The organism is Ferrovibrio sp. GW821-FHT12D07, assembly GCF_058807275.1.
Map to the genome: position 1 here is coordinate 175840 of NZ_JBXAQN010000003.1, position 23108 is coordinate 198947.

23 protein-coding genes are annotated in these 23108 nt (G+C 63.0%); 6 read left to right on the forward strand and 17 right to left on the reverse strand.

The genetic code is table 11. The features are described 5' to 3' along the window. Window positions 1-7: 7 nt before the first annotated feature. The 5 genes from pyrC to chrA all read left to right on the forward strand — a co-directional run bounded on the left by pyrC (window position 8) and on the right by chrA (window position 5345). Complete coding sequence (gene pyrC, locus AC1RRE_RS18765) at window positions 8-1312, forward strand: dihydroorotase (RefSeq protein ID WP_492983330.1); 1305 nt, start codon at window positions 8-10, stop codon at window positions 1310-1312. 4 nt (window positions 1313-1316) lie between these two features. After that, entirely contained in the window at window positions 1317-1955 is a 639-nt protein-coding gene (gene plsY / locus AC1RRE_RS18770) for a glycerol-3-phosphate 1-O-acyltransferase PlsY (RefSeq protein WP_492983332.1), read from the forward strand. After that, on the forward strand, window positions 1930-3051 hold the full coding sequence (dprA, locus tag AC1RRE_RS18775; protein ID WP_492983334.1) for a DNA-processing protein DprA: 1122 nt from the start codon (window positions 1930-1932) through the stop codon (window positions 3049-3051). The genes plsY and dprA overlap by 26 nt, the downstream gene beginning before the upstream one ends. Before the next feature lie 154 nt (window positions 3052-3205). After that, window positions 3206-4009, forward strand: coding sequence for a chromate resistance protein ChrB domain-containing protein (locus AC1RRE_RS18780; protein WP_492983336.1), 804 nt, complete (start codon window positions 3206-3208; stop codon window positions 4007-4009). 16 nt (window positions 4010-4025) lie between these two features. Beyond that, window positions 4026-5345 (forward strand): chromate efflux transporter, encoded by a 1320-nt coding sequence (chrA, locus tag AC1RRE_RS18785; RefSeq protein ID WP_492983338.1) that lies wholly within the window; start codon window positions 4026-4028, stop codon window positions 5343-5345. On the opposite strand, the gene AC1RRE_RS18790 is transcribed toward chrA, so the two are convergent. From AC1RRE_RS18790 to AC1RRE_RS18800, 3 genes are all read right to left on the reverse strand, one after another. Next, a complete protein-coding gene (locus tag AC1RRE_RS18790) occupies window positions 5332-6195 on the reverse strand; it encodes a hypothetical protein (RefSeq protein WP_492983340.1) in 864 nt (287 codons plus the stop codon). The two genes, chrA and AC1RRE_RS18790, sit on opposite strands and share 14 nt — an antisense overlap. A gap of 90 nt (window positions 6196-6285) precedes the next feature. Further along, the gene (locus AC1RRE_RS18795; RefSeq protein ID WP_492983342.1) at window positions 6286-7023 is read right to left on the reverse strand and encodes a substrate-binding periplasmic protein; all 738 of its coding nucleotides are present in this window, start codon (window positions 7021-7023) and stop codon (window positions 6286-6288) included. A 142-nt stretch (window positions 7024-7165) separates the two neighbouring features. Then, window positions 7166-8599, reverse strand: a complete 1434-nt coding sequence (locus tag AC1RRE_RS18800; protein ID WP_492983344.1) for an NAD-dependent succinate-semialdehyde dehydrogenase — start codon at window positions 8597-8599, stop codon at window positions 7166-7168. A 164-nt stretch (window positions 8600-8763) separates the two neighbouring features. On the opposite strand from AC1RRE_RS18800, the gene AC1RRE_RS18805 reads away from it, so the two are divergent. Further along, window positions 8764-9693 (forward strand): ATP-binding protein, encoded by a 930-nt coding sequence (locus AC1RRE_RS18805; RefSeq protein WP_492983346.1) that lies wholly within the window; start codon window positions 8764-8766, stop codon window positions 9691-9693. Between the two features lie 3 nt (window positions 9694-9696). Here the strand turns inward: AC1RRE_RS18805 and AC1RRE_RS18810 are convergent, their stop codons facing one another. From AC1RRE_RS18810 to argS, 14 genes are all read right to left on the reverse strand, one after another. Continuing rightward, window positions 9697-10932 (reverse strand): peptidoglycan DD-metalloendopeptidase family protein, encoded by a 1236-nt coding sequence (locus AC1RRE_RS18810; RefSeq protein ID WP_492983348.1) that lies wholly within the window; start codon window positions 10930-10932, stop codon window positions 9697-9699. A gap of 69 nt (window positions 10933-11001) precedes the next feature. Then, a complete protein-coding gene (locus tag AC1RRE_RS18815) occupies window positions 11002-11625 on the reverse strand; it encodes a protein-L-isoaspartate(D-aspartate) O-methyltransferase (RefSeq protein WP_492983593.1) in 624 nt (207 codons plus the stop codon). Window positions 11626-11654: 29 nt separating this feature from the next. After that, complete coding sequence (surE, locus tag AC1RRE_RS18820) at window positions 11655-12410, reverse strand: 5'/3'-nucleotidase SurE (RefSeq protein ID WP_492983350.1); 756 nt, start codon at window positions 12408-12410, stop codon at window positions 11655-11657. Next, entirely contained in the window at window positions 12410-13696 is a 1287-nt protein-coding gene (serS, locus tag AC1RRE_RS18825) for a serine--tRNA ligase (protein ID WP_492983352.1), read from the reverse strand. Before serS ends, surE begins: the two co-directional genes overlap by 1 nt. A 12-nt stretch (window positions 13697-13708) precedes the next feature. Beyond that, window positions 13709-14578: a twin-arginine translocase subunit TatC gene (gene tatC, locus AC1RRE_RS18830; RefSeq protein ID WP_492983354.1), complete on the reverse strand. Its 870-nt coding sequence runs from the start codon at window positions 14576-14578 to the stop codon at window positions 13709-13711. After that, window positions 14575-15012 carry a Sec-independent protein translocase protein TatB gene (gene tatB, locus AC1RRE_RS18835; protein WP_492983356.1) on the reverse strand — a complete coding sequence of 146 codons (438 nt, stop codon included), beginning with the start codon at window positions 15010-15012 and terminating at the stop codon, window positions 14575-14577. Before tatB ends, tatC begins: the two co-directional genes overlap by 4 nt. A gap of 57 nt (window positions 15013-15069) precedes the next feature. Further along, a complete protein-coding gene (locus tag AC1RRE_RS18840; RefSeq protein WP_492983358.1) occupies window positions 15070-15327 on the reverse strand; it encodes a twin-arginine translocase TatA/TatE family subunit in 258 nt (85 codons plus the stop codon). Between the two features lie 129 nt (window positions 15328-15456). After that, entirely contained in the window at window positions 15457-16521 is a 1065-nt protein-coding gene (locus AC1RRE_RS18845) for an ABC transporter ATP-binding protein (protein ID WP_492983360.1), read from the reverse strand. Then, entirely contained in the window at window positions 16514-17641 is a 1128-nt protein-coding gene (gene scpB, locus AC1RRE_RS18850) for an SMC-Scp complex subunit ScpB (RefSeq protein ID WP_492983362.1), read from the reverse strand. Before scpB ends, AC1RRE_RS18845 begins: the two co-directional genes overlap by 8 nt. Before the next feature lie 5 nt (window positions 17642-17646). Beyond that, window positions 17647-18534, reverse strand: coding sequence for a segregation and condensation protein A (locus tag AC1RRE_RS18855; protein ID WP_492983364.1), 888 nt, complete (start codon window positions 18532-18534; stop codon window positions 17647-17649). Between the two features lie 52 nt (window positions 18535-18586). Continuing rightward, window positions 18587-19282, reverse strand: coding sequence for a site-2 protease family protein (locus tag AC1RRE_RS18860; RefSeq protein ID WP_492983366.1), 696 nt, complete (start codon window positions 19280-19282; stop codon window positions 18587-18589). Beyond that, the gene (nagZ, locus tag AC1RRE_RS18865; RefSeq protein WP_492983368.1) at window positions 19282-20325 is read right to left on the reverse strand and encodes a beta-N-acetylhexosaminidase; all 1044 of its coding nucleotides are present in this window, start codon (window positions 20323-20325) and stop codon (window positions 19282-19284) included. Before nagZ ends, AC1RRE_RS18860 begins: the two co-directional genes overlap by 1 nt. Then, on the reverse strand, window positions 20312-21178 hold the full coding sequence (locus tag AC1RRE_RS18870; RefSeq protein ID WP_492983370.1) for an SPOR domain-containing protein: 867 nt from the start codon (window positions 21176-21178) through the stop codon (window positions 20312-20314). The genes nagZ and AC1RRE_RS18870 overlap by 14 nt, the downstream gene beginning before the upstream one ends. Window positions 21179-21182: 4 nt before the next feature. Next, complete coding sequence (gene argS, locus AC1RRE_RS18875; protein ID WP_492983372.1) at window positions 21183-22934, reverse strand: arginine--tRNA ligase; 1752 nt, start codon at window positions 22932-22934, stop codon at window positions 21183-21185. Window positions 22935-23108 lie beyond the last annotated feature (174 nt).

A 23108-nucleotide genomic window follows, 5' to 3' on the forward strand; every position in this document is an offset into this window, starting at 1 on the left:
AAACCTCATGTCACGTCGCCGCAAACTCTACACCAACGCGCGCCTGCTCGACCCGGCCACGGGCCTCGACGTCAAGGGCGCCCTGCTAACCGAAGGCGACAGGATCGTCGATCTCGGCCCCAAGCTCGCCAGCGGTAATTTTGCCGGCGACACCGAGCAGATCGACTGTCAGGGCCATTGCCTCGCACCCGGCCTGATCGACATGCATGTCTGGCTGCGCGAGCCTGGTGCCGAGCACCAGGAAACGATTGCGACAGGTGCACGCGCAGCGGCAGCTGGCGGCGTCACCACCATGGTGGCGATGCCCAATACTGACCCGGTGATCGACGAAGTGGCGTTGGTGGAATTCATCGCCCGTCGCGGCGCGGATACTGCCGTGGTGCGTATCCTGCCGGCCGCGGCCATCACCAAGGGCACCAAGGGCGAGGAATTGACCGAACTCGGCCTGCTGTCGCAGGCCGGCGCTGTCGCCTTCACCGATGGCGAGAAATCGATCTCCTCGGCCCGACTGATGCGTCGCGCCCTGTCCTACGCCACCACCTTCGATCTGCTGTTGATGCAGCATTGCGAAGATCCGTCACTGGCCAAGGGCGGCGTCATGAACGAAGGTGAAGTGGCGGCGCGACTTGGGCTTGCAGGCATGCCGGCCATGGCCGAGACCATCATGCTGGAACGCGATATCCGCCTGCTGGAAATGACCAACGGCCGCCTGCATGCATCGCATCTGTCGACGCAGGAATCCCTGGATGCAGTACGTCGCGCCAAAGCGCGCGGCGTGAAGATCACCGCTGGCGCCGCGCCGCATAACTTCTCGCTGAACGAATTCGATGTCGGCGACTATCGCACCTTCGCCAAGGTGAAGCCGCCGCTGCGCGTCGAGACCGACCGCAAGGCCGTGGTCGACGCTATCGCCGACGGCACCATCGACGTGATCTCGTCTGCGCATGCACCGCAGGATCCGGAAAGCAAGCGGCTGCCCTTCGCCCAGGCCGAATTCGGCATGATCGGGCTGGAGACGTTGTTGGCCCTCAGCCTGGGGCTGTTCCACAACGGTTCGGTGCCGCTGCTCAAGCTGCTGGCCTGCCTCACCTGCAATCCGGCCAAACTGCTGAAGCTGGACAGCGGTCGCCTGTCGCCCGGCGCACCGGCCGATCTGCTGCTCTTCGATCCCGACACGCCCTGGCGCGTGGACGAAAAGAAATTCCGCTCCAAGGCCAAGAACTCGCCCTATGACGGCCGTCGCGTGCAGGGCCATGCGCTCCGCACCGTCGTCGCCGGCGAGACTGTCTTCCAGCGCAAGCGCGAGAGCTGATCCCATGGACGAGGCTTTCTGGACCTTTGGTCTGCCCTACTACATCGCCGCTGCGGTGTTCGGTTACATGCTTGGATCAATTCCCTTCGGTCTGGTGCTGACCAGGATCAGCGGGCTGGGCGACATCCGCAGCATCGGTTCGGGCAATATCGGCGCGACCAATGTGCTGCGCACCGGCCGCAAGGACCTCGCGGCCGCTACCCTGCTACTCGATGGCGGCAAGGGCACCGCTGCCGCACTGTTTGGTGCTTACTACGGTCCCGACGTGATGCTAGTGACGGCCTTCGCCTCCTTCATCGGTCATCTGTTTCCGGTCTGGCTGCGTTTCAACGGCGGCAAGGGCGTCGCCACCTATCTGGGTGTGATGCTGGGCGTGGCCTGGCCCGTGGGTGTCTTCGCCTGCCTCTCCTGGCTCGTAATTGCCGGCATCACCAAGCTTTCCTCACTGTCGGCATTGCTCACAGCTGTGATTACGCCAGTGGTCGCTTGGTTCTATGTCAGCCCCGAGGCCGGCGTGATGGGCTTCGCCATGGCGATCTTTGTCTTCATCCGCCATCACCAGAATATCGCCCGCCTGCTCAAGGGCGAAGAACCGAAGATCGGCAAGAAGAAACCCGATGATGGCGGCCCGCCCGCTCAGTGAATCTGAGAAGCGCGACTGGCTGCGGCTGATCCGCAGTGCGCATCTGGGGCCGATTACCTTCCACAACATACTCCGCTATTACGGCAGCGCTGCCAAAGCCATCGAAAAGCTGCCCGATATGGCGCAGCGTGCCACGACGCTTGGCGGCAGCAAACGCGCCATCAAGCTTGCGGATGAGAAAATTGTCGCCGACGAACTGAAAGCCCTGAAGGCCTGCAATGCATCCCTGCTGGCCTGGGGTGAACCCGGCTATCCTGTCGGCCTGATGCAACTGGAAGACGCACCGCCGCTGCTGGCGGTCAAAGGCGACCCACTTCGCCTGACCCAGCCCGGCCTTGCGATCGTAGGAGCCCGTAACGCCTCCGCCATTGGCCAACGCTTCACCCGCGATATGGCGTCCCAGCTTTGCCGTGAAGGCTTCGCCATTCTCTCCGGTCTGGCACGCGGTATCGACAGGGCCGCCCATGAAGGCGCATTGGCCGTCGATGGTATCACGGCTGCCTTCATCGGCACCGGCATCGACATCGCCTTTCCATCCGAGAATGCCAAGTTGCATGCACAGATTGCCGAACGCGGCGTGATCTTCGCCGAGATGCCGCCCGGCACGCCGCCGCTGGCGCAGAACTTTCCCCGCCGCAACCGGCTGATCAGCGGCGCATCGCAGGGCGTGCTGGTAATCGAGGCGGCGTTGAAGTCCGGTTCGCTGATCACGGCCCGCATGGCAGCCGAGCAAGGCCGCGAGGTGATGGCGGTGCCCGGCTCGCCGCTCGATCCACGCTGCCACGGCAGCAACGATCTGATCCGCAATGGTGCCGCGCTGGTTGAACGCATCGACGATATCCTTGCCATACTGGCACCGCAGCAACGCATGTCCGTGGCGCCCTTACCTGTCACCAGGCCAGCACCTGTCAGCGACAGCGATCTCAATCATGCGCATGCCGAACTTGACCGTCTGCTTTCGCCCACGCCGGTGCTGATCGACGATCTGGTGCGGCTGAGCGGCCTGGGTACGGCCGCTGTGCAGATGGTGCTGACCGAAAAGGAACTGGCCGGCGCCCTGCAGCGCCATCCCGGCGGCAAGGTTTCATTGGCCTGAGAATTGATCTTGCCTTTCCGACTAGACAGCGATAAGTCTCCGGTCACGGGGATAACGCGGTCTCCCCGGTTCAGATACTCCGGTATCCCAGATACTCGGTATCCAAGTGCCGCTACTTGTCGCCACGCAGAATCTGTGTGGCAGGAGTAGCATCATGGATACAAATCCCCCTCCCTCCATTTCGATTGCTGAACTGGCGCATGAGCATGCGGCGGGGCGCTTCCCCCATCTGCTCGATGTCCGGCGTGAAGAGCGCTATGTCGAGGCGGGCAGCACCATTCGCGGCGCCCGCCGGCGGCGGCCGGAGGCGTTGTCGCAATGGGCGTATGATCTGCCACGCGATACAGGCATCGTCGTTGCCTGCGTGCATGGCCATGAAGTCAGCCAGAATGCCACGACCGAGTTGCTGCGACGCGGTTTCCAGGCCCGCTATCTCGTTGATGGCATCGAAGGCTGGCGCGAAGCCGGTGGGCCATTACAGTCCAAGCCACCGACTGAGCCTGGCCGCTGGATCACCCGCGAACGTCCCAAAATCGACCGCATCGCCTGTCCCTGGCTGGTCCGCCGCTTCATTGATGCCGATGCGCGCTTTCTCTATGTGCCGGCCGATCAGGTCTTTGCCCGCGCCAAGGAATGGCAGGCCACGCCCTACGACATTCCAGGCGCCACTTACAGTCATGACGGGGACCTGTGCAGTTTCGATACCTTTATCGCGCGCCATGATCTGGTTGATGACCCGGCGTTGATGCATCTGGCGACCATCGTGCGGGCCGCCGATACCGGCCGGCCGGATCTTGCCCCGCAAGCTTCCGGGCTGCTTGCAATATCCTTGGGTCTTTCCGTCATGTTACTGAACGATGACGTCATGCTGGAGCGCGGCATGCTACTGTACGATGCGCTGTATGCATGGTGCGCCAGTGCCCGCAGCGAAAGCCATAACTGGCCTCCGTCCGTGTAACAGGCTAGAAAAAACCATGGACACGACACCACAGAATTCCACTCCCACCTTTGCCGAAGCCTCTCGAATCTGGGCCAAGATCGGCCTGCTGAGTTTTGGCGGTCCGGCCGGGCAGATTGCCATGATGCATCGCATCGTGGTGGACGAAAAAAAATGGGTCAGTGAACCACAATTCCTGCATGCGCTGAATTTCTGCATGCTGCTGCCGGGACCGGAGGCACAGCAAACCGCCACCTATATCGGCTGGCTGCTGCATCGCTGGAAAGGCGGTCTGGTCGCCGGCCTGCTGTTCATCCTACCTGGCCTCGCCGTCATGCTGGCTCTCAGCACCATCTATGTGCTGTGGCGTGAAATCCCGGTGATTAGTGGTCTGTTCTTCGGGCTGCAGGCTGCCGTGCTGGGCATTGTCTTCGAGGCCGTGCAGCGCATTGCGAAACGCGCCATCAAGACACGCTTCCTGCTGGGCCTGAGTGCCGCAGCCTTTATTGGCATTTTTGTACTTCAGATTCCCTTCCCCCTGATTGTTCTGGGTGCGGGGCTGATCGGCTGGCTGGTCGGCCGTCATAAGCCGTCATGGATCGCCGCATCGGTGATCCACGATGGCGACGTGCTGCCCAGCGTGCCGCCGAGCTGGCGTCGCAGCCTGACCATCCTGCTGATTTTTGGCCTGCTCTGGGCCGGGCCGCTGTTATGGCTGCATGCCGCATTCGGTCCCGATCACGTCTTCAGTCGCATCGGTATCTTCTTCAGCGAGATGGCAGTCGTCACCTTCGGCGGTGCCTATGCGGTGTTGGCCTATGTGGGACAGCAGGCAGTCGAGGTCTATCGTTGGCTTGGCCCGGAGGAAATGCTGCACGGTCTGGGACTGGCCGAGACGACACCCGGGCCGTTGATTCTGGTGCTGACCTTCGTCGGCTACGTTGCCGGATTCCGTGAAAGCGGCCTTGATCCACTCCTGGGCGGGTTGTTCGGCGGTCTGCTGGCGACATGGGTCACCTTCGTGCCCTGCTTCCTCTGGATATTCCTGGGCGCCCCCTATGTGGAACGCGCGCGCCATGTACAGGCCTTTGCCCATGGGCTGGCCGCCATTACGGCGGCTGTCGTCGGTGTGATCCTGAATCTGGCTGTCTGGTTCGCTATGCATGTGCTGTTCCGCGACATGCAGACTGTGTCTCTTGGGTCTATGGACTGGCGGTTGCCGGTACTGTCCAGTCTTGAGCCCTGGATGGCGGTATTGTCAGCGCTGGCGCTGGTTGCGGTCTTCCGCTTTCACGTCGGTCTGGGCTGGCTACTCGGCGGTGCCGCATTCGCCGGCATGGCGATCAGCCAGCTTTAGCGCCGTATCCGTATTCAGCCATCGCTTTGGGCAGGCGTGCGGCAATGAAATTCTCCGGCCGGATCATGGTATTGATATCCACCTCATACTCGCCGGCGACCATGCGGTTGCCATAGACAACCTGATGAAACACCGTTTCGCCGTTGGCGATGACGCAGGACAGGGTCGGATACGCAATCTTGTGGAACGGAATTTCTTCGCGCAGCCGGTCATTCAGAACGATGCCCAGGTCGTTGCGATCTATGCCAATCGGCATGTCGCCCAGGCGGTTATGATAAAGCTCCAGCGTGCGGAGCATCGTGTATGACGTGTGCCAGAGGCGCGGTTCATGGTCGATGTTGATGAAGAATTTCAGCCGGTGCCCACCTATGGACCGGTCGAAGGTGTCGATATGCATGTCGCGATCACGGGTCGCGCTCATGCGGGACGTGATGTTGAGTTCGTTCATACGATAATGCGGAAACAGCGACATGATATCGTGCCGGATGATCGAGAACATCTGACTGATCTGATCACGCAGGTAGATGCGTTCAATCATATCCATCTTCAGCAAGAGCAGCGGGTTGGCGCCAATGAAAGTGCCGTCGGGGCGGCGCTTGAACAACGGACCGTCAATCCTGTTGATGGAGCCGATCTTCGCCACTTCCGCGGGCAACTGAACCTGCTGCAGATAATCCAGATCGACGGCCAGAGGCCAGTATGGCAGTACGATGATCTTGTCTTGCTCGTACCAGTCGGCAAGCTGGTTGCCATAGGTCTCGGCGTAACCGGCAATCGTGTCATGACGATCGAGGACAATGATATTGTCGTCGACAGATCCATTATAGGTAATGACCGGCGCGCTGCTCATCGGAGGTTCTCTTTCCAAGCAGGAAGAGGATGGAGCCCATCTGTAAATGATTAGTAAAATAAAAAGGCCAAAAATCGTCCCGGAAACTGATCAGGACGAAATCCTGAACCGTAGCAGGATCGCGGAAAATTCACCAGATTGCCGCATCTTCTGCAATCCTTGATTCAGCATGCGGGCTGCCTGTTCATGGCCCGGTTTCGTCTTGCTGAACGTCGTGTAGATCGGGGTTTTGGTGACCGCCGGTTCCAGCCACTGCAGCCGCGGCCGCGCCGCCGGCAGCCGTTCCGCGATTAGGTATTCGGCCACCGAGCGGTCAATCAGCACCAGATCGATACGCCCTCCTTCCAGCTTCCGGAGATTGGCGAAATCGTCGCCCTCCTCCTCGCTGTCCAGATTGGCGGCCAGAAAGGCAGGCGGATTGGCATAGCCGCGAACCGTTCCGATCTTCAGGCCCTTGAGATCGGTCAGGGCAGAATACTTCGGCGTCTTATCGCGGCGGGCGAAGAAACCGATTTCGGTGTTCAGCAGCGGATCGGGAAAGGCCAGATAGTTCTCGCGCTCGCGGCTGTGCCAGGCGCCGATCAGACCGTCGACATTGCCCGAACGTGCCTCGCTGAGCGCGCGGGCCCAGGGCATGAACTGCACCTTCACATCGCTACCTGACCGCCGCAACGCCGCGCGGGTCAGCGCCACCAGCACGCCGTCTTCGGGAATGGCAGCCGACATATAAGGCGGAAATTCCGTGGTGGTCAGCGTGAGTGGCTCGCCGGCATGCGCCCATGACGCCATGCCCCAGGCCAATAATCCGACAAATGCTGCTTTCTTCATTGCTCCTCAGGACGGAACCCGTCGCGATCAGGATACAGAACTGCATGAGTCGGGCGAAAGAAAAAATGGAGGGCATATAAGCCCTCCATTTCACAGTCTGGAGAATGGTTGAATCAACCGTCCGGTTATATCCGAGCGGCGCTTACAGGCCGACCTGCGTGATGAACTTGGTATTCAGGTAGGACTCGATGGCTTCCGAGCCGCCTTCCGAACCGTAGCCTGAATCCTTGATGCCACCGAACGGCACTTCCGGCAGCGCCAGGCCGTGATGGTTGATCGACACCATGCCTGCTTCGAAGGCCGCACCGATGGCCGCAGCCGTCTTGGCCGACTTGGTATAGGCATAGGCCGCCAGACCGAAAGGCAGACGGTTCGCCTCTTCCACCACTGCATCGAAACTCGAGAAGGGCACGATCGGTGCCAGCGGGCCGAAGGGTTCTTCGTTCATGATGCGCATGTCGTTGTTGACGTTGGTCAGCACGGTGGGCTCGAAGAAGTTGCCCTTGTTGCCGATACGCTTGCCGCCGGTCTCGATCTTGGCGCCTTTCGACACCGCGTCGGCAACAAACATTTCCATGGCCTGCACACGACGGTCATTGGCCAGCGGACCCATGCGGGTATCCTTGTCCATGCCGTCGCCAACCTTCAGCGATTTGGCGAAGCTGGTGAAGCCTTCGACAAACTTGCCGTAGACCGACTCATGCACCAGGAAGCGGGTCGGCGACACGCAGACCTGGCCAGCATTGCGGAACTTGTTGGCTGACAGCACCTTCACGGCCGTATCGACATCGGCGTCATCGAACACGATGGCCGGGGCATGACCGCCGAGCTCCATGGTGATGCGCTTCATATGCTGGCCCGCCAGCATGGCGAGATGCTTGCCCACCGGGGTCGAGCCGGTGAAGGTGATCTTGCGGATCACCGGATGCGGGATCAGATATTCCGAAATTTCCGACGGCACGCCGTAGACGAGCTGAATCGCGCCCTTCGGCACGCCGGCATCGACATAGGCCTGCACCAGCGCGGCGCAGGCGGCCGGGGTCTCTTCCGGGCCCTTCAGGATGATCGAGCAGCCGGCAGCGAGCGCCGCCGAGCATTTGCGCACAGCCTGGTTGATCGGGAAATTCCACGGTGTGAAGGCGGCAACGGGGCCCACCGGTTCCTTCACCACCAGCTGGTACACGCCCTCGGCGCGTGCCGGCACGATGCGGCCATAGGTGCGGCGCGCTTCTTCGGCGAACCAGTCCATGATGTCGCCGGCCAGCAGCGTCTCACCCTTGGCTTCGATGAAGGGCTTGCCCTGCTCCATCGACATGATCTTGCCGATATCGTCGGCGCGACTGCGGATGATGTCGGCAGCCTTGCGCAGAACCTTGTAACGGTCGTAAGGCGAAACCTTCTTCCATTCCCGGAAGCCCTTGTCGGCGGCGGCCAGCGCGCGGTCGAGGTCGGACTTATCGGCATGGGCGACCTTGCCGATCTCTTCGCCGGTGGCCGGATTCAGCACGGGCTGCGACTTGCCGCTCGCGCCCTTGCCCCAGGCGCCATCGATATAAAGCTGCACTTCGGGATACATACGGTCCTCCTTGGAAAGCCTGTGGACTGGTGTTTTTTCAGGGCCAGGATTATGGCGGAAACCGGCCGGTCCCGCTACCGGTTGGCCCATGCCTACCGGTTGCGCGGAAGCCTATGCATCCGCAGAATGGCGGATCACACCACTTGTATTGCGATGTAATAAGCATGCCCAAAAAATCGACCCCGAAACCCGGGACCAAGGCCACCGCTTTCCGCAAGGATACCGCCCCGCCCGACGTGGCTGGCGCACTGGTGCGCATCGCTTCGGCACTGGAGCGTCTGGCCCCAGCATCGGCCCCGGCGTTCGACGAGATGGCGGCCGACGCCTTCATCTGGCATGCCGATCCCGCCCCGGGTTGGCTTGCCCCGGTCGAGCGAGTCAACGCGGTGCCGATCCAGCTGCTGCAGGGCGTGGAACGGGTGCGCGACATCCTGCTCGACAACACCCAGCGCTTTGCCAAGGGCCTGCCTGCCAACAACGCGCTGCTCTGGGGTGCGCGCGGCATGGGTAAGTCATCGCTGGTCAAGGCGGTGCTCGGCGCGATCAACGGCAAGAAGGCCCATGCTCTGGCGCTGGTGGAGATTCATCGCGAAGACATCCCCACCCTGCCCGCATTATTGACCCTGCTGCGCGGCTCGAAGCGCCGCTATGTGCTGTTCTGCGACGACCTGTCCTTCGATGCGGAAGACCAGCATTACAAGTCGCTGAAGGCCGTGCTGGATGGCGGCATCGAAGGCCGCCCGGACAACGTGATCCTCTATGCCACCTCGAACCGCCGGCATCTGCTGCCGCGCGACATGATGGAGAACGAGAAGTCGACTGCGATCAATCCGCATGAAGCCGTGGAAGAGAAAGTCTCGCTGTCGGACCGCTTTGGCCTCTGGCTCGGTTTCCATTCGTGCAGCCAGGAAGATTTCTTCGCGATGCTGGATGGCTACTGCAAGGCCTATGATCTGAAGATCGACCAGAAGCAGTTGCGCGCCGAGGCCGTGGAATGGTCGATGACGCGCGGTGCGCGCTCGGGCCGTGTTGCCTGGCAGTTCATCCAGGATCTGGCCGGCCGTCTGGGCAAGACGCTGACAGCGCCGAAGTAAAGTTTAAGCGACCGAGAGGAATTTCGCCGGGTCGACGGCCTGGGTGCCGCGGCGGATTTCGAAATGCAGCTGCGGCTGCATTACGCCACCGGTGTTGCCCACGGTGCCGATCGCCTGGCCCTTGGTGACTTTTTGGCCCTTCTTGACCAGCGCCTTGTCGAGATGGGCATACGCCGTCATCCAGCCATCGGCATGTCGCACCAGCAGCAGGTTACCGAAACCTTTCAGCTCCGATCCCGCATAAACCACAACACCATTCTCGGCCGCGATCACCGGCGCACCCGCACGCGCGGCGATGTTGATGCCGTCATTATGCAGGCCGTCTGGTGTCGGGCCGAAGCCGGCCAGCACCCGGCCGCGCACCGGCCATGAGAAAGTGCGGCCCGAGCGCGGCGGCAGCACGGTATCCTGCTGTGGATCAGCGGTGGGCGGCGGTGTCGGGGCGGCAGCGACCTGCGGCTGCGCGGTTTCAGCCGGCGGTACGGGCGCGCTGCGGCCCGGCACCGTAGCTTCCGGCAGCGGCGCCGACGGTTGCGGTTCGGTGGAGGGTTGCTGCTCGACCGGCGGCAGTGTGCTGGTCGCTGATGGTGGCGGCAGGCTTTCAGCCTGGAAGCCGCGCGGTGCCGGCATCTGCGGTGCCGTCGGGCTTTCGGGTGCCGGCGCAGCAGCCGATGTCACGGCATAACCGGTGCGCGGTGGAATGCGCAGGCTCTGGCCGACACTGATCGTATAGGGTGCCGGTATGTCATTCGCCTGCGCCATCACCGAAAGATCGGCGCCGAAACTGCGCGAGATGCTGTAAAGCGTTTCGCCGCGCTGCACGGTATGGAACTGGCCGCCGGGCAGACGGATGCGCTGGCCCGGATTGAGCGTGTACGGCGGCTGCAGGCCGTTGTCGTCGATGATGGCGCGCACCGGACGGTTGGTGCGGCGCGACAGGGCATAGAGCGTCTCGCCGGGCTGCACTGTGACGACTTCGCCGCCGCCCTGCATCTGGGATTGAGGTTGAGCCTGTTGTGATGGCGATGGCGCACTGCCATCCAGTGGCGTCATGGTCACCGCACCCTGCGGTGCCGCCTGGGGCACACCACGGCCTGTCGTCGGCATGGGCGGATTACGGCTGACGATGCCCGACTGGGCGCCACCGCGATGGCCATAGCTGACCGGGGCCGGCTCCTGCGTGGCGCAGGCAGCCAGACCGAACAGGCCAATCAGGGCAAATATGCGAATCCGTACCATCGGGCGTGAGTCTAAGGCCCTTCCCGGCCTGCCACAATCTCAGGCAATTCGCCGGTTTTCATAGGCTGGTTAGCCCTGAGTCGCGGCTTCCCGCGCGATCCCGGGCAGCAGCGGCACAAAACGCACTGGCAGCAGCCGCTCCTCGCGCACCGTTTCACCCTCGCGGGTATAGCGGATCACGTCCTGTTCGGTGGCGTTCACGGCCACCGGCGCGACCATGATGCCGCCCTGCGGCGAAAGTTGGGCAATCAGAGCTTCCGGTCGCTGGTCGGCGGCAGCGGTCACCAGAATGCGGTCGAACGGTGCCTGCTCAGGCCAACCCTTGTTGCCATCGCCCAGCCTGGTCGTGACATTGGTGATGTTCAGAGTATTCAGGCGCTGCTCGGCTACGGTCAACAATGAGCGGTAGCGTTCGATGGTGTAGACGCGCCGGCACAGCCGGGTCAGCACTGCGGTCTGATAGCCCGAGCCGGTGCCGATCTCCAACACCTTCATGCGATCGGTCAGCTGCAGCGCCTCGGTCATATAGGCGACCACATAGGGCTGGCTGATGGTCTGCCCCTGGGTGATCGGCAGGGCGATGTTGTCATAGGCGTGCTTGAGAAACTGTTCGGCCACGAACTGCTCGCGCGGCACGCGCTCCATGGCGGCCAGCACGCGCGTATCAGCAATGCCCTGCTTACGCAGTTCCATCAGCAACTGGATGACGCGGGTGTCCACGATTACTTCAAAGCCGCCTTCAGCGCTTTCATGCTGGCAGCATGAGTGAGGTCAAGCTGCAGCGGCGTCACTGAGATCGCGCCGTTTTCGGTCGCGCCCAGATCGGTATGACGCTTGGACTTGTTTTTCTGGCGACGGAACCCAACCCAGTAATACGGCACGCCGCGCGCATCGACGCGGGCATCCAGCAGCAGATCGGTCAGCTCGCGCTTGCCCTGCGTCACGACCTCAACACCAGTCACGGAATCCGCCACCACGTCGGGGAAGTTGATGTTGATCAGCGTGTCCTTGGGCCAGCCGGCCTTGACCAGCTTCTTGATCAGCTTGGGGGCATGCGCCTCGGCCGTGCCCCACTTCACCGGATGACCATGCTGGAAGCACTGACTCATGGCGATCGACGGCACACCCAGCAGCGACCCTTCCATGGCGACGGCGACAGTACCCGAATAGGTCACGTCCTCGCCCAGATTGGCGCCGCGATTGACGCCGGAGAGCAGCAGGTCGGGCTTCTTGTCCTTGAAAATCTGGTGCATCGCCATCATGACGCAGTCGGTCGGCGTGCCGCGCACGGCGTACTTGCGCGCGTTGATCTTGCGCAGACGCAGCGGCTGGGTCAGCGTCAGCGAATGCGACGCGCCCGACTGTTCGTATTCAGGGGCGACAACCCAGACATCTTTCGACAGCGTCTTGGCGATCTTCTCCAGGATTTTCAGGCCCGGCGCATGAATGCCGTCATCATTGGACACCAGAATACGCATTACTTGGCAGCCTTTTCGATTTTGGTCAGACCGCCCATGTAAGGCTTCAGTACATCTGGAACGGCAATGCTGCCATCTTCCTGCTGATAGTTTTCCATCACCGCGATCATGGCCCGGCCGACGGCAAGGCCCGAGCCGTTCAGCGTATGCACGAAACGGGTCTGCTTTTCACCCGGCGCGCGGCTGCGCGCGTTCATGCGGCGCGCCTGCCAGTCTCCGCAATTCGAGCAGGAGGAAATCTCGCGATACTGGTTCTGCCCCGGCAGCCAGACCTCCAGATCGTAGGTCTTGCGGGCGCCGCCGCCCATGTCGCCGGCGCAGAGCAGCATGGTGCGGAACGAAAGATCGAGTTTCTTCAGCACCGCCTCGGCGGCCTGGGTCATGCGCTCGTGTTCCTCGACCGACTTGTCGGCCGTGACGATGCTGACCAGCTCCACCTTGTTGAACTGGTGCTGGCGGATCATGCCGCGCGTGTCGCGGCCAGCCGCGCCGGCCTCAGACCGGAAGCAGGCGGTCAGCGCGGTGAAGCGCCAGGGCAGCTCGTTCTCGTCGATGATCAGGTCGCGGGCCAGATTGGTCAGCGGCACTTCCGCTGTCGGGATCAACCAGTAGCCGGTCGTGGTGCGGAACAGGTCATCGCCGAACTTGGGCAATTGGCCGGTGCCAAAAGCCGAGGCGTCATTCACCATCAATGGCGGCTGCATTTCGGTATAACCGAATTCAGTGGTGTGCAGGTCGAGCATGAACTGCCCGAGCGCCCGCTCCAGCCTGGCGAGTTGCGAGCGCAGCACCGTGAAACGCGCGCCCGCCAGCTTCACGCCAGCGGCGAAATCCATGTAGCCAAGCCCCTCGCCAAGGTCGAAATGCTCCTGCGGCTTGAAGCTGTAGGTCTTCGGCGCACCGGTGCGGCGCAGCTCGACATTGCCCTTCTCGTCCAGCCCGTCCGGCACGTCATCGGCCGGCAGATTGGGAATGCGCGACAGCGCATCGGTCAGCGCTTCCTCATGGGCCTTCTGCTCGACTTCCAGCAGGCTCAGACGTTCCTTGAGCGCAGCCACCTCAGCCATCAGCTCATTGGCGCGGGCCTCATCCTTCTTGCCCTTGGCAACGCCGATTTCCTTGGACAGCGTGTTGCGCTTGCCCTGCAGCTCATCGAACTCGGTCTGGGCTGCCCGGCGCTTGCGGTCCATCTCAATCAGAGCAGTCGCCTGCGGCGCGACGCCGCGGCGTGCGATAGCGCGGTCGAAAGATTCCGGATTGTCCCGGATCAGTTTGATGTCATGCATGACGCGTTACCTTCAGGGGGCCGGCGGCGTATATTCGGTCTTCGCCGGCTCGTCCTTCTTCTCTTCCTGTTCGGCCTGTTCGGCGGCTGCCTTCTCTGCGGCTTCGCGCTTGGCGCGATCCTTTTCGATCATGCGCACCGAGATGATGGAGATTTCGTAGAGCAGGATCAGCGGAATGGCGAGGCCGACCTGGCTAATCACATCCGGCGGCGTCACGATCGCCGCGAAGACAAACATGCCGACGATCGCATACCGTCGCTTGGCGGCCAGGCCCGCCGAGGTAGCGATCCCGACCTTGCCCAGCAGGGTCAGCAGCACCGGCAGCTCGAAGGCCATGCCGAAGGCGAAGATCAGCGTCATCACCAGCGAAAGATACTCGCTGACCTTGGTTTCAAGCTGGATTGGAATGCTGCCGTCGCCGCCCGGACTTTCGAAGCCGATGAAGAACTTCAGCGCCAGCGGCATGATGAAGTAGTAGACAAAGCTGCCGCCGATGGCGAACAGCACCGGCGTAGCCACGAGAAACGGCATGAAGGCGCTTTTCTCGTGCTTGTAGAGACCCGGCGCAACGAAAATCCAGACCTGAACCGCGATCACCGGGAAGCTGACCAGCATCGCGGCCCAGAAGGCGAGCCGGATATAGGTGAAGAAGGCTTCCTGCGGCGCGGTGAAGATCATGCGCCGGCCTTCGGTGCCCGCCGCCTCGATCAGCGGATGCATCAGCAGGGAATAGATTTGCGGCGCGAAGAAATAGCAGACGCCGAAAGCAATGAAGATCGCGCCGATCGCCCACATCAGGCGGTTGCGCAGCTCGATCAGGTGATCGAGCAGCGGCATGCGGGAGGCTTCAACCTCATCTTCGGGTTTCGCAGTCTCGCTCACGCTTTGGTCTCGGTCTTGTCGGTGACAGGCGCGGCCGGAGCCGGCTCGACCGGCTTGGCGTCCGGACCCGGATCATCAATCTTGGTCACGCTGTCGGCCGAGGTCGCATCGCCCTTCAAATCAGCGGTGGCATCCATGATGGCCTGGTTATGCTCCTGGAACTGCTTTTCCAGGGAGCCATCCGGATCGAAGGTTTTCTTGACCTCGTTCTCGATCGAGAAATCACTGACCGACTTGGCGGCCTTGCGCAGTTCGTCGAGTTCGGCCTCGCGCACCATGTCGTCGATGCCGCTCTGGAACTCGCGCGCCATCGAGCGCGCCTTCGAGGTCCACTGACCCACCGTGCGCAGCACTTTGGGCAAGTCTTTCGGGCCGATGACGACAAGCGCCACCACCGCGATCACACCCAGTTCCGACCAGGCAATGTCGAACATCGCCGCCTACGCCATCCGTACCGTTGTTGCAGCCGGACTTGTGCCGACCGCCATTGCTCAGCGCTGCGCGGTCTTGTCGGCCGGCGTACCGCCAGACACGCCACTGGGCGTGTTGCCGTTCGGCGGGGTCTGCTGGTTGATGACAGGCGCCTGGGCGTCGGCCTTGTCGTCGGCGCCCTCTTCCTTCATGCCCTTGCGGAAATTCTTGATGCCCGAAGCCAGATCGCCGGCGACCCGCGGCAGCTTGCCGGCGCCAAAGATGATCAGGATCACCAGCAGGACAATCAGCCAGTGCCAGAAACTGAAGCTACCCATACCCTTATCTCCTCCAACGCGGGCCGGCCCAGGCAGTCTTCCAGGGTAGGCACCGCAGCGCTGCACTATGGCAGAGTTGGCGCGTCCAAGGCAATCTTCCGCCCCCGAACTTCGTGTCCGGAAGCCGCCCTAAGCGGCCGGAAAAACAAAGCAGAAATCCGGGTTCAGGCCGAAATGTAGGACGGTGCCGGCCGACGGCAATGGCCCGGCCGGCAAACGGGCGGCCAGACGCAGCCCGCCGCTGCCGCTGATTTCCAGCCGGCGATAGGCACCCAGGGCCGTGGCGCGCTCGACCGTGAAGGCGATACCGCCACTGTCGCGCTCTTGCAGCGCCTCGGGCCGGAACATCAGCATGGCGGCACTGCCGTCTCCCAGCTTTGCCGGCGCCGGCAGACGGCCGAACGGCGTCTCGACGCTGCCGCCGGCCACTTTCACCGGGACTTCGTTGGTCTCGCTCAGAAAACGCGCCGTAAATGGCGTGGCCGGCGTCGCATAGACCTTGGCTGGCGTATCCAGCTGCTCGATGTGGCCGGCATGCATGATGGCGATGCGATCGCCCATGCGCATGGCCTCTTCCGGATCATGCGTCACCAGCAACGTCGCCGTGCCGGCCTGTTTCAGAACCATGACGGTCTCGTCGCGGATCTGGTCGCGCAGGCGGCTGTCGAGGCTGGAGAATGGTTCGTCCAGCAGCATCACGCTCGGTTCGGGTGCCATGGCGCGGGCCAGCGCCACCCGCTGCTGCTCGCCGCCCGACAGGCGATGCGGATAGGTATCCAGATGCTGGGACAGTCCCAGTCGCCCGGCCCAGAGCGTGACCCGCGCGGCACGCTCGGCGGCATCCAGATGACCAAGGCCGAAGGCGATATTCTGCGCCACACTCAGATGCGGGAACAGCGCATGATCCTGGAAGACCATGCCGACATGGCGGTGTTCGGTCGGGATGTTGATGCTGCGGCCGGCGACCGTGCGGCCGCCGATGCGGATTTCGCCGATCTGCAAATCCTCCAGGCCTGCGGCCAGGCGCAGCGTGGTCGACTTGCCGCAGCCCGAGGGTCCGAGCAGGCCGAGGATTTCACCCGGCGCCACGTTGAAACTGATGTCGCTGACCGCGCGGCGTTTGCCGTAATCGTGACTGACCCCGATCAGGTCGAGGCCATCTGCGCGATCTCCGCCTTGCGGGCGATCACGCATCGTCGGACTTGGCAGCCTTGTTCTTCGCGTCGTCGGCTTCCTCGTCCACCAGCGGCTCGAGGTATTCGCGGCCATCGTCGCCGTCGTCCAGCGGGTCCTCGCCAGCTTCATCCAGGCTCTCGCCCGGCATCGGAATGCCGCCGGATGCCGGCAGGGCTTCCAGCAGGCCGGATGCACGCAGTTCCTCGATGCCCGGCAGCGCATCGGCGTTTTCCAGGCCGAAATGCAGCAGGAACTCATCGGTGATGCCATAGGTGACCGGACGGCCGGGCACACGACGGCGGCCGCGCACCTTCACCCACTCGATTTCCATCAGCAGGTCCAGCGTACCCTTGCTGAGGCCGACGCCACGAATGTCTTCGATCTCGGCGCGCGTGCAGGGCTGGTGATAGGCGATGATGGCCAGGGTCTCCATCGCGGCGCGCGACAGCTTGCGCTGCACCTGGCGATGTTCTTCCAGCATGTGCTGCAGGTCGGGCGAGGTCATGAAGGCCCAGCGGTCGGCGACCTTGTTCAGCACCACGCCGCGCGGGCGGTAAACGTCCTGCAGGGCGGCCAGCACGGCCGGCACACGGGTGCCCTTGGGCAGACGCTTGCGCAGCGTCGCTTCGTCCAGCGGCTCGGCGGCGGCAAACAGCAGGGCTTCGGCGATGCGAATGGCACTGGCGAAGGCCGCTTCGCGCTCCTCATCCGTCATTTCCGGACCGGCGTCTTCGTCTTCGTCTTCGTCCTCACCCTCTTCCTTCACGGCCTTCTTGCGCGGCGCGCGCGGCTTCTTCGGCGCTACGGCTTCGGCCGCATCGGAGGACGCGGTTTCACCGGACTCATCCTCATCGGATTCATCCTCGTCGTCCTCATCATCCTCGTCTTCATCTTCGTCGTCATCCGACTCTTCGTCATCATCGGAATCGTCATCATCGTCGTCGCCGTCTTCGTCGTCCGAATCATCGTCATCGTCGTCGAAGTCGTCGTCATCCTCGTCTTCGTCTTCGTCATCGCGCTTGGGCGCGGCACCGGCAGCCTGCAATACGATATCGTCTTCATCGTTGAAGGCGGCAGCCATCAGCGTGGTTTCTTCTTCCAGCCGGTCATCGGTCGGCAAAGCGGTCTCGGACTGCATACGTCTTACTCTTCCGGATTGGCGGTCTCGACCGCGGGCATGTTGCCCTGGCCGCGACGGATATAGATGGGGCCGAAGGTCTGCACCTGCCTCAGCTCGATCAGGCCCTGTTTGGCCATTTCGAGACTGGCGTTGAAGGTGGAGGCCAGCGCCGACTTCACGGTGAACGGGTCTTCTGAATCGACCGGCAGGAAGGACTGCAGCGTGGCCCAGTCCGGGATCTGGCCGATCATGTTGCGCAGGCGCGCCAGCGCCTCTTCCACCGACACGATGCGGCGGCGCGCCATCTTCATGGTCAGCACTTCGCTCGAGCCCTTGGAGGCGCGGAACTCGGCATAGGCCTTCAGCAGTTCATAAAGCGTGGCGTTGTAGATCGACTTGCGGATCACGCGCACGCCCTCGGGCTTGCCGCGCAGGAACATCGCCAGGCCGACCTGGTCGCGTCGGGTCAGGTCCTCGACGGCCTTGCGCATCGCTTCCAGCTTCTGCAGCTGGAAAGCCAGGCGGGCGGCCATGTCGGCGCCGGACGGCTCGCCTTCCTTCTCAGGTTCAGGCAGCAGCAGGCGCGACTTCAGGTAGGCCAGCCAGGCGGCCATGACCAGATAGTCGGCGGCGACCTCGATGCGCACTTTGCGCAGCTCGGCGATGAATTTCAGATACTGCTCGGCCAGCGCCAGGATCGAAATCTTGCGCAGGTCGACCTTCTGCTCGCGGGCCAACGCCAGCAGGACATCGAGTGGGCCTTCAAAGGCGTCCAGGGTCAGGACGAGCTGTTCGCCGATGCGCAGGCCGTCCACCAGGCCATCGCGCTGGCCGGCATCGAAGGCATCGCCGGCAGGTGCCCCGGTTTCGGGAGCCTGTACGGGCGCAGGAGTGTCGGCAGCTTCTGTCACAGGCACGAATCCTTGGGTCCCGGAGGACAAAAAATCAAACTGGGCGGCGGTGTTAGCCGCCGTGCCCGGACAACGCAAGCAGGATGTCCCGCAGGCCGATGACAATCGGCGTGATCAGCTCAAAAAGCGGGTTCCAGTCGCTGCCGAATTGCTGCGCCGCCAGAGGGACGATCATCAACAGAATCAGCAGCAGAACCATGCCATAGCGCTCCATCCGGGCCAAGGGACGCGCCAGTGCCAGGGGCAGCAATCCAACCGCCACCCGGCCCCCATCCAGCGGGGGTAAAGGTATCATGTTAAATATGCACAATATGAGATTGATACTAATAGCATTATTCAGATTTTCGGCCACCCATATCACGTTCTCGCCGCCACGCTCGGGTAACAGGTGGAACAGCAGCATGGCGAGATAGGCCTGAGCCAGATTGATGCCGGGTCCGGCGGCGGCCACCAGGGCCATGTCGCGGCGCGGCGACGGCAGAGCCATGAAGTTCACCGGCACCGGCTTGGCCCAGCCGAACAGGAAGGGTGCCCGGAACAGCAACATCACCGCCGGGACGACGATGGTCCCCACCGGGTCGACATGCCGCAGCGGATTGAGGCTGAGCCGCCCTGCCCGTTGCGCCGTGTCGTCGCCCAGCCGCCAGGCGGCAAAGCCATGGGCGGCCTCGTGCAGGGTGATGGCCAGCAGCGCCGGCAGTATCCAGGTCGAAGCGATATAGAGCGTCTGGAGAATGCCGTCGCTCATTACGCCGGCACCTGCTCCATCAGGCTTTCGTACCGCGCCTTCTCCTCGGCCGTGAAGGCCTTCGGCGCCGGCAGCGCAATACGGGCTGCCTTCACACGGGCGGCGGCACGCGGGGTCATCGCCGGCAGCGCCGCGAACAGCGCCTGCATCTCCGGCAGGTTACCCGAGCAGTGGAGCACCAGGTCGCAGCCAGCCTTCAGCGAGGCGACGCCGGTTTCGGCCGGCGTACCCTTGAGCGCCTTCATGGTCAGGTCGTCGGAGATCAGCACGCCGTCGAAGCCGATATGGCCACGGATGATCTCGGCGATCACCTTGGATGAGAGCGTCGCCGGCTGGTCAGCATCCAGTGCGCTGTAGACGATATGCGCGGTCATCGCCCAGGGCGCATGTTTCAACCCGACGAAGGGCAGGAAGTCGCTCATTTCCAATATAGTCTTCGCCGTCTCCACGACTGGCAGATCGAGATGGCTGTCGGTATGCGAGCGGCCATGACCGGGAATATGCTTGATGATGGGCAGCACGCCGGCATCGGCCAGGCCGCGCATGACCGCTTCGGAAATCGCCGTCACCACCTTGGCGTCGCGGCCATAGGCGCGATCGCCGATCACGTCATGTGCGCCCTCTACCGGCACGTCGGCGACCGGCGCGCAATCCACGTCGATGCCGAGCTCGGCCAGGATGCTGCCGATCCAGCGGTAATTCAGATAGGCCGCCTCTTCGGCAAGCTGCGGATCCTGCGCATAAAGCTGCCCGAAGACGCTACCGCGCGGGAATACCGGCCAGTGCGGCGGCTTCAGGCGTGCCACGCGGCCGCCTTCCTGGTCGATCAGCACCGGTGCATAGGCATTGCCGACCACGCCACGGAAATCGCTGATCAGCGCCTTCACCTGTGCCGGATTGTCGATGTTGCGCGCGAACAGGATCAGGCCCAGCGGCTTGCGCACGCCAAACAGTACGCGCTCTTCCGCCGTCAGTTGATGGCCGGCGCAGCCGACCACCACCGGGGCATAGGCGCCCCACTCAACCTGATTAACGTCCGACAACGATGCAGCCCTGGTTCTTAGCCGACAGCGCGGTGCAGGCAGCCTGTGCGGTGGCGCGATCCTTCAGCGGACCTGCCTGCAGGCGGATGAACGTGCCCTTGTCGGCGATTTCCACCTTTTCATAGGACGGCTGCAGGCCGCCCAGTTCGGCGGGGAATTTCTTCTGCAGCGCATTCCACGTCGCAGTCGCCGCCGCCTGATCCTTCAGCGAGGCGAGCTGGATGCGGGCCGCGCCACCCGGCGTCGCCGTTACGGTCGGCGTGGTTGCAGCAGGCGCAGCGGGCGCCGGCGTCGGTGCGGCAGTCGTGCGCGGTGCGGGCTGCGTCTGCGTTTGGGCCGGAGCCTGTGTCTGCGGTGTCACCGGCTGCGGCTGGCCCGGCTGGGCCTGCGGCACCGGCGTGGGGCTCGGCGCATCGGTGCGGTTCGGCAGCCCGGATGACTGGTTGGGCACGGAACTCGGCGCAGGACGCGTCGGCACGGTCACGCTGGTATTGGGCTGCGTCGGTGTTGCAGACGGACGCTCGGGCGGCGGCAGCAGCTTTTCGGTCTGGTTGCCGGTCGCCGTCTGCGAGCCCGGCAGGCGCTCGTAAATCTGCTTGTCCTGGTTCGGCACCTGCATGCCGCCCGGATTTTCGGGTGCAACCTTGGTCGGGCCCTGGTCAGCACGGATCAGAGGCGGCGCGCCGGACGCACCGCGCTTCACGCCCTGATCGTAGGCGAACCAGATGCCGATACCGAAGGCGACAACAGCGCCCAATGCAATGCCGGCGGTGATCAGGCGCTTGGGGCTGCGCATCGGGGCGTCTTCGCCAGGCACCGGACGGGCGCTGCGGTCTCCACGAAAGTCGCTCATGGTCTCACCTCATCTCTTCGACAGGCGTCACGCCCATCACGGACAGACCCGACGCGATCACCAGGGCCACGGCGCGCAGCAGCGCAAGCCGCGCCCGGGTCAGATCGACATCATCAGGCAACAGGAAACGGACGGAGGTATCATCGCGGCCGACATTCCACAGGCCATGGAAACCGGCTGCGACCTCCTGCAGGAAGAAGGCGACGCGATGCGGCTCATGCGCCTCGGCGGCGGATTCCACCAGACGCGGCCAGGCAGCCAGCTGCTTGACCAGCGCCAGTTCGGCCGGATGCGACAGCCTGGTGAAATCAGCCTTGGCCAGCGCAGCATCGGCGGTATCGACGGCCGACACTTCGTTCTTCGCGTTGCGCAGCACCGAGCAGATGCGCGCATGGGCGTATTGCACATAGAAGACCGGGTTGTCCTTCGACTGTTCGGTCACCTTCTTGAAATCGAATTCCAGCGGGGCGTCGTTCTTGCGCGTCAGCATGATGAAGCGCACGACATCCTTGCCGACCTCGTCCACCACGTCGCGCAAGGTCACAAACGTGCCAGCACGCTTGGACATCTTCACCGGTTCGCCGCCATCCAGCAGGTTGACCATCTGCACCAGCTTGACGTCCAGATCGGCCTCGTCATTCGACATGGCCTTGACGGCAGCCTTCATTCTTTTGACGTAGCCGCCATGATCGGCGCCCCAGACGTCGATCATCTGGTTGAAGCCACGGCGGAACTTGTCGTCATGATAAGCGATGTCGGCGCCGAAATAGGTCCAGCTGCCATCCGATTTCTTCAGCGGACGATCGGTGTCGTCGCCGTATTCCGACGACTTGAACAGTTCCTGCGGCCGCGTCTCGTAATCTTCGGGCAACTTGCCCTTCGGCGGCTCCAGCACGCCGGTATAAATCAGGTCGCGCTGCTTCAGGCGATCAAAGGCCTGCTGCACTGCGCCGCTCTCGTGCAGCGCCTTTTCCGACGTGAATGTCGCGTGATGGATATTCAGTGCCGCGAGGTCCTCGCGGATCATGTCCATCATCGCGTCGGTCGCCTCTTTCCGGAACAGCGACAGCCAGTCGGCTTCATCGGCGGTCTGGAAGGTGTCGCCATATTTGCTGGCAAGGTTGGCGCCCAGCGGCTTCAGGTAGTCGCCCGGATACAGGCCTTCGGGAATGGCGATGGTTTCGCCCAGCGCCTCGCGGTAGCGCAGATGTGCCGACCGCGCCAGCACATCCACCTGCGCGCCGGCATCGTTGATGTAGTATTCGCGGGTGACGTCGTAGCCCGCCTTGTCCAGCAGTGCGGCCAGCGCATCGCCGAACACCGCGCCGCGGCAATGGCCGACATGCATCGGGCCGGTCGGATTGGCCGAGACATACTCGACATTCACCTTGGCTTCGTTGCCCAGCTTAGAGTCGCCGTAATCGAGGCCGGCCTTGAGGATGACGCCGACCTGGGCCTGCCAGTGCGACGGCTTGAGGCGCAGGTTGATAAAGCCCGGGCCGGCGATCTCGACCGCATCCACGGCCGGCAGTGCTTCCAGCAGCGGCTTCAGCTTGTCGGCCAGCGCGCGCGGCGTCATGCCGGCGGGCTTGGCCACCACCATCGCCACATTGGTCGCCAGGTCGCCATGGGCCGGATCGCGCGGCGGCTCGACGGTCACGGCTTTCAACGGCAGGTCGCCAGAAGCGATTCCTGGCAGTCCGAGGCTCTGGACGGCCTCGATCACCGACTGGCGGAATTCGGCAAAAACGTTCATTTCGGCAAGGCTTTTCTCAAAAACGCTGAATCGGAGCGGAAACTAACCATATGACTGCCCTGTCGCAATGTACGCAGGCCAATGCGATAGCGGGCGAATCGGAGCCGAAATTGACTTCCGCGCCTAAGTCCCTAAATTGCCTTCCGAATGTGGCAAATTATTGGTAAATCAAGC